The 8,121-nt window shown below is 45.9% G+C and carries 4 protein-coding genes; all 4 read right to left on the bottom strand.

The genetic code is table 11. The annotated features are described in order from the left end of the window. Positions 1–245: 245 nt before the first annotated feature. Positions 246–1,595 carry an MATE family efflux transporter gene (locus KJ869_02315; protein MBU1576021.1) on the bottom strand — a complete coding sequence of 450 codons (1,350 nt, stop codon included), beginning with the start codon at positions 1,593–1,595 and terminating at the stop codon, positions 246–248. A gap of 336 nt (positions 1,596–1,931) precedes the next feature. Beyond that, positions 1,932–4,682 (bottom strand): T9SS type A sorting domain-containing protein, encoded by a 2,751-nt coding sequence (locus KJ869_02320; protein ID MBU1576022.1) that lies wholly within the window; start codon positions 4,680–4,682, stop codon positions 1,932–1,934. A 62-nt stretch (positions 4,683–4,744) separates the two neighbouring features. Then, the gene (locus tag KJ869_02325; protein ID MBU1576023.1) at positions 4,745–5,689 is read right to left on the bottom strand and encodes a hypothetical protein; all 945 of its coding nucleotides are present in this window, start codon (positions 5,687–5,689) and stop codon (positions 4,745–4,747) included. 814 nt (positions 5,690–6,503) lie between these two features. Beyond that, positions 6,504–8,121: copper-translocating P-type ATPase (locus KJ869_02330; GenBank protein MBU1576024.1), on the bottom strand; the 1,618-nt coding region annotated here is incomplete at its 5' end.

Below are 8,121 nucleotides of genomic sequence, written 5' to 3' on the forward strand. Positions count from 1 at the left end.
ACCGAAACGCCGAAAGGCCAAGGCCCCGCTTGCATGGGGGGTCTTGGCTGTTCTTTTATTCGATTAAAAGAGATTATACACTGAAAGGGTATTTTTGTAAAGCCCTAATAATCACGGCCACCGGTCGAAACGCTGCAAGTTGTTTTGAACCGCTAAGGCGCCAAGTGCGCTAAGAGCTTTTGGTTTACCTTTGCGGGCTTTGCGTCACTTCGGTTACACTCAGTGCATCGCTTTGCGGTAAATGGTCAAGCAACGCTTTTCTGGTTCAGCTTTTTCACTTCCCTAATTATCATCACTGCAGTGATAGAGGCTGCGATCAAGTCCGCTATCGGTCCGGACAGCCACACCCCGTCTATCTTTAATATCGGCGGCAGGATCAGCACCATCGGGATCAGCACTATCACCTGGCGGAGCATATTAAGGAACATGGATATTTTGGCCTTGCCGATGGCCTGGAAGAAACTGGAGCCCACCACCTGGAAGCCCACCACCGGAAACATGAACAGCAATACCCGTATCCCCCGAACGCCTATCTCCAGCAGCCGGGGATCGCTGGTGTTGAACAGCGAAATGATGGCCCCGGGGAATATCTGCACCGTCAGCCACCCGGCTGTGGTGATACAGGTGGCCGCGATCAACGCCAGCTTGAGGGTCCTTTTGACCCTGGCATACTGCTTGGCTCCGTAGTTGAAGCCGATGATGGGCTGGGAGGCCATGTTGACGGCGATCACGCAGAAGATGATCATCATGGCCACGCTGTTGATGATCCCCATGGCGCCCACCGCCAGATCCCCGCCGTATTTTATCAGCTGGATGTTGAACAGGGCGTTGATGACGCTGCCGGCCAGTTGCATGGCGAAGGGCGCCATCCCGATGGAGAAGATGCCCAGCACTATTTTCTTATCCAATCGCAGATTGGCGGACTTTAGCCGCAGGCTGCTTTTACTGCCGGTGAAATGCAGGAACACCCAGGTGCTGGTGATGGCCATGGATATTACCGTGGCGATGGCCGCCCCGGCCACCCCCATCTTGAAGACGAAGATGAACAGCGGGTCCAGCAGGGAGTTGGCCACCGCCCCGATCAGCATGGTGTACATGGCGGTCTTGGCGTGGCCCTCGGCCCGGATCAGGTTGTTCATCCCGAAGCCGATCCCCTGAAAAACATTCCCCCAAAGGATGATGGTGATATACTGGCGGGCGTAGCCCAAAGTGTCCGGCCCGGCTCCGAACATCGAGAGGATGGTGTCCCTATAGATCAGGCCCAGCACCGTGATGCCTAAGGAGATGACGACCAGCAATGTGAAAGCGTTGCCCAGTATCTTCTCGGCCTCCGGCCTTTTCTGCTGGCCCAGCCGGATAGACACTAATGATGCCGCCCCCATGCCCACCAGCATGCCGAAGGCCATGGCGATGATCATGATGGGAAAGGTGACCGACAGGCCGGACAGCGCCAACGCTCCCACCCCCCGCCCGATGTAGATCCGGTCCACGATGTTGTAGAGGGCATTGGCCATCACGCCGATGATGGCCGGCATGAAGTATTTTAACAGCAGTTTTCCTACCGGGGTCTGCCCCAGTTCCTGGGAACGGTCCAAAATGGTTGCTCCTGATATGATTGATTACGACGGGGATTTGCCCACGCCTGCCCGCCTATATGGGCTATCCGGATAATGGCGGGAAACACACGAAAAGACACTAAAACGTAAAATATTTTGGGAAGGCTTCGGAGAAGCCTTGTTGAATAACCAGCGATATCATTTATGGTATCGCTGAAATGAAAGGCCAAAAACAAACCGGTGCGGGCAGTGATACCCGCACCGTAGGATTTATTATACCCGAAAGATTGGGGTTATTTAAGTTGGCAGAGCAAAGGTGAAGTATTGATAGGATGCGGCATTTAGATTATTTTTTCTTAAGACAATATTATATTTTTATTTGACTAATATAATTCTTTTCGTACCAGCAGTCACGTCCGTTTTTAAATGAACAAAATATAAACCGCTAGATATTTTAGTGTTCGCATTGTTAGCGCAATTCCATTCTTTTTTATAATAACCCGGATATTGAACATCATCTACAATTGTTTTAACGAGTTGCCCGTTTAGATTATAAATGTTCAATAAGACTTTTGTGCTCTTTGAAAGTTGGTAGTTTATAATAACTTTACCCATTCTGGCAGGGTTTGGATATATTGTGTTTAATTTTGTGCTAATGGGGGTTTTACGGTATATCATATTTTCAAGATAACTATCGGATCCAATAATTATCATAAACTCTCTTTGTTTTTCATCAGAAAGCGGAATAAAACTATAACTTTTACTGTCTTTTAAATTAAACCTACGGTTTTCTGTTAAATCAATCAAATAATAATTTAAGTTATCAACAATATTATCTAATTGAAAACTAATTGTTGTTGCCCCCGTATAGCCTTCTATCAGATAATCCCAGGTTTGCCCATCCCCAATTTCTTTACGAATATCACAGCCGTACACATCAAGAGGGAGCCAGTCATTATGAATAAAATATGCCCTCAAATTATCAAGCGATGGTGGTGGGCAGAGATAGTCGTATTTATCTTTTCCAAAACTTGCATTATTTGAAGTCCCTAAAACATTTAAGAATTCATTTCTATTATTATTAACATTAATATATATATTCATTCCATCTGATTTACTGGCAGTATTATCAGATTTCCCGCCAGCAGCAATCAAGGGTATGTTTAGATTTTTAGATACAGCGCCAGCGTTTTTTACCACATAGCCTTTCCACGGCTCAATATTGCTTATTTCATTCGGGTACAACCATCTGACCCCATTGTAATAATAAGGGCCAATAATATCTGGATCGTTATTATTAGCAGTTATTATATCAGCCCATGAAACATTATAAAGGAAGGGAAGGCTTATGTCATTCCAGCCGTAGCCGCCCGAAGCTAATGTTAGTTTCAATGTATCAATGCTTAACCCGGGACCCCAGGTATAGACAGTATCGAAACTTACAACTGCGGGGTTTGCCACTCTTTGCCTTAGCCAGTATGCCTTGCCATCATCAATGAGGCCTGTATTAGGACTGCTGAGTTCATGATAAATATTTGTAATGTCATGGTCAAATAAACGCCACTTGGTTATATCATATGTGCCAAATTTTGATACTAACATATTATGCATATAACGACCATTTCCCTTATATGGTATGGATATCATCTGCCATTGGTCATAGCCGATGGTATCGGTAACAGAATAGTGAAATACTGGATGGATATAATAGGAATTTTGTGGGTATTCATTATACACCCCATAATCACAAAACGCCTTTATCTTATAGCTAACCCCCTGGGAATATATAATGTTTTTATTTATATTATACTGATAGATACTATCATTGACTTTCGTCAATTCTAGTGAAAGCGGTGTTCCATAATTGCCCACGGGCGTCCAATAAAGCACGGCATTATTCACAATTGAATTGTTTTTAATCTCTATTTGAAAAGTATAATCACTTCCATAATACATCTTAGCATTATTGCATAAATAAGGGTTAATTTGGGGGGCAACAATTGAAATATTAATATCATTTACTGAATACGTAATCGTAGATAAGTGGCTAAGTTGATCATTGTACCTCACCAACATAATATTTACCGAATCCCAATTTGCTAAATTTGTATATCCTATTGCATTATATTCATTATTATATGTTTTCGCAATATAATAACTTCCATCATTATATGCACCACCATATTGATTACATAACAACGAATCCCCAGCACTATTAACCTTAAAAATAAAAGCATTACTAGTGTTTCTTGTCTCCCCAGCCATTATATAACCATTATCAAACGCTTTAACCGAGTGATACAAATAACCCATGTCAATATATTGTTTTGTCCAAATCGTATCACCAACCGAATTGAGTTTCAACATATAAGAGTAAGTCTTGGCATCTACGATGGAATGCATATAGCCGGCAACAAAATAAGTGCCATCTGCTTCAGGTATTATCGAATTCGCACCGCAAATTTGTTCACCATAGGTTTTAAACCAAAGAACATTACCCAAAGTATCTATTTTTAATAAAAATATTTTTTGTATTCCATTACCCAAAGTATCCGTATCCCCAGTAATAATATACCCACCATCTATTGTTTTGCATATGCAGGTTGCATATGAATCGTAACCGATGTCGAAATTTTTTGTCCAAAGTGTGTCGCCATTATTTGCCAATTTCACAGCATATATTTTTTGCACACAAGCCGTATCGCCCGTTTTTGAATAACCTACCACTAGCAGATCATTGGATTCAGTTTCAATAACATGTGTGCCACAATTTACAAATTGATCACCAACTGTTTTGGCCCAAATAACGTTCCCAATACTATCTGTTCTTATTACATATACATCACCCATAACATCCCCATATGATGTCGTCCCGCCTACAATAACAAAATCATTATCTTCCGTTCTATGCAAATACAATCCATAATCACCCCCACTTCCACCATAGCCTTTATTCCAGATTATACTATCACCCGCTTTCGTTACTTTCATAAGCTGGATGAAACTAGAATCATAACTACCCACAACATTGCTTAAAATAACAAAACAGCTATCCACTGCTTGCTTTATTACAATTCCATCAGTAGTAAAGTTTTTATTTGTTTGAGCATATACACTTACTGGCAATATGCACAATATCAATAAATACTTAATTATTTTCCAATAATATTTCATAGTTAATTATTCCATTAAGGATAGGTTGGGGGTGATGGAATATCATCGTCTACGGGACTTGTATCGTCACTCGTGGCACCACTATTATTTATTAAATATACTGTTCCCGCACCTACAACACCAACGCATCCCCAAAACCACCATTTTTTATAAAACGGTTTATCAATATTTAATTCGTTCAATCTTTGTTTTCTTAATTTCTCTTCCCTTTTTAACTTCGCTTTCAATTCTTTTTCACGTTTTTTTTGTTCTAAGGCGATTTGTTTTTCCAATGCCTTTAATCTTTCCTTGCGGGCAGCTTTATCAGCTATAGCAAGCAATTGAGCTTGATACTTTGCTTCTTGCTGTCTTTTCGCTTCAACGTCTGCTTTTATCTGTTCTTCTTCTGTTTGCCATACTGCACGTTTTTTCTGGGCTTCATTTTCCAAATTTTCTCGTGCTTTTCGGTCTTTTTCCAACAGAGCTTTTTCTTCTGGCAAAAGCATATCCTTGCCCACCAACTCACCGGCTGCATCCTTCATTAACAACAACAAACCAATTTGCTCCCCAGCAAAGTCCTTGTCTACCATCTTTTCCACCCTACCGCTTGATACGTCTACCAACCTTAAATTTATAACCCAAACTTCACCAAATTTACCAATGCTGCCCCCAATCATTTTTTGTGCAGATAGATATTTTCCAACTTCAACAAGGCAAGAAGCTTCATCACATGAACCCGATTGTGTGAAACCTTGTTCTTTAAGGATTTCATCCCGTTTAGCACGCTCAACGATATCATAAGTACCAATTTTCCCTATTTCCGATAGCAAGCGATCAGTAAGTAATACTGTTTCCGTAGCAGAAAGACCCTGACATTGCAGATCCATGATGGCTATTGTAGGTTTATTCCCCGCACAATATACCACCTGATTCAGCAGCATCAGGGCACTTAGTACCAAACAAATATTTTTATTTATCATTGATTTTGGCTTTCAAATAGCAGTATATACCCCTGCAAAGTGAATGTCAAGCGCTAAATCAAATATGTCAGCCCTGTGGCCGCCCCGGGCCGAATATACAAAACAGGATATGAGAACAAACAAAAGTTTTATCTTCATTTCTATTCCAAAAATATATTATCGGCCTGTGTTATAACTATACACCCCGCCCCAGGCAAAATCAAGATAAATTTACTAAAAAAATTAGCCCGAACGGCCTTCCCTTCGGGCTTGTGTTCTAACTCAACCCCACTTCGTTTGTCTAAATGCATGCTTTACTCAGTGCATGCTTCGCTTCCCCTTCTCTTACCAAGAGAAGGGGCGGGGGTTGAGTTGGATTGCAATGACTATAGAGCCCACGTCATCGCGAGCCTTACCATATGTCACACAAACGAAGCGATCCAGGGAAAGCATGGATTGCTTCATCCGTCAGACAAGGTAGATTTATCGCAATGACCAAAGTGTTTCGTCATCGCGAGTAGGACCAAATTTCGCACTTGCGAAGCGATCCAGGGAAGGCATGGATTGCTTCATCTGACAGGCGCAGATGGCTTCTCGCAATGACTATAGAGCCCACGTCATCGCGAGCCTTACCATATGTCACACAAACGAAGCGATCCAGGGAAAGCATGGATTGCTTCATCCATCAGGCGCAGATGGCTTCTCGCAATGACTAGAACCATAAGCCACTCTGTGTCTCTGTGGCAAAACCCCTCGCCAAATTTATTTGGAGAGAGCCTGCACTGAGAACTGCAGATATGCTGCTTTCGAAGTGGGCAGGGGTGAGGTCAAGAATTTATCCTCTCCACCTCTTCAACCTCAAACTATTGCTCACCACGCTGACCGAGGAAAAGGCCATGGCCAGCGCCGCAAACATCGGGTTCAGCAGTATCCCGAAGAAAGGGTACAGCACCCCGGCGGCCACCGGGATCCCGATGATATTGTAGAAGAAGGCCCAGAAAAGGTTCTGCTTGATTATCTTCAGGGTGGCCCGGGAGAGCTTTAATGATTTGGCGATCAGCTCCAGGTTGTCGCCCATCAGGATGATGTCGGCCGACTCGATGGCCACGTCGGTGCCCCGGCCCATGGCTATCCCGATGTCGGCCTGGGCCAGCGCCGGAGCGTCGTTGATGCCGTCGCCCACCATGGCCACTTTAACATTTCCGGCCTGGGCTTTTTTTACCTGCTCCGCCTTGTCGCCCGGCAGAACCTGGGCCATCACTTGGTCTATCCCCAGTTGTCCGGCGATGCTCATGGCCGCTTCCTGGTGATCCCCGGTGATCATGGCGGTTTTAAGGCCCAGGCCCTTAAGGTCGGCGACGACCCGGACGGCATTCTCCCGCAGGGTGTCGGCCACCGCGATGATCCCGGCCGGCCGGGAATCTATGGCGGCATAGACAACGGTCTTGCCCTCCTGCTGCAAACGGCCGGCCAGTTTTTCCAGTTTGGTATACTCCTTCTGCTCCATCATCCCCCGGTTGCCTATCTCCACCATCCTGCCGCCTACCCGGCAACTGAGGCCTGAGCCTGGCAGGGCCTTGAAATCCGAAACTTCCAACAATGATATTTTTTTCAGCCGGGCGTAATCCACTATGGCCCGGCCGATGGGATGTTCCGAGGAACTCTCGGCCGAGGCAGCCAGGGCTAGCAGGTCGTCCTCGGTGAACTCCGGCATTACCGCCACATTGGCCACGGCTATTCTTCCGGAGGTCAATGTCCCGGTCTTGTCGAACAAAATGCTGGTAATGTTGCCCGCCTGTTCCAGCACCTCGCCCCGCCTTATCAGTATCCCCAGCTCGGCTCCCCGCCCGGTGCCGGCCATGATGGCGGTGGGCGTGGCCAGCCCCAGTGCGCAGGGACAGGCGATCACCAGCACCGCCACCGCGTTGATCAGGGCCAGGTTGAACGACGGCCCCCAGATCAGCCAGACCAAAAAAGTGAGGGCGGCGATAGCCATCACGATGGGAACGAATATCGAGGCGATCCTGTCGGCCAGCCTCTGGATGGGTGCCTTGCTGCCCTGGGCCTCCTCCACCAGTCTGATGATCTGGGCCAGCACCGTCTCGCTTCCCACTTTGTCTGCCCGAAAGCGGAAACTGCCTGTCTTATTGATGGTGCCGCCGATGACCTTGTCGCCGATGTTTTTGTCGGCCGGAATGCTCTCCCCGGTGATCATCGATTCGTCGATGGAGGAATATCCCTCGGTGATGATGCCATCGGTCGCTATCTTCTCGCCTGGCCGGACAATAATGATATCCCCTATTGCCAGTTGCTCCAACGGCACTTCTAACTCGCCGTCGTCCTTGATCACCCGGGCGGTCCTGGCCTGCAGGCCTATCAACCGCTTGATGGCCTCCGAGGTCCGGCCCCGGGCTTTGGCCTCCAGCATCCGCCCCAGCAGGATCAGGGTGATG

The organism is Candidatus Edwardsbacteria bacterium (assembly GCA_018821925.1).
GTDB lineage: Bacteria > Edwardsbacteria > AC1 > AC1 > EtOH8 > UBA2226.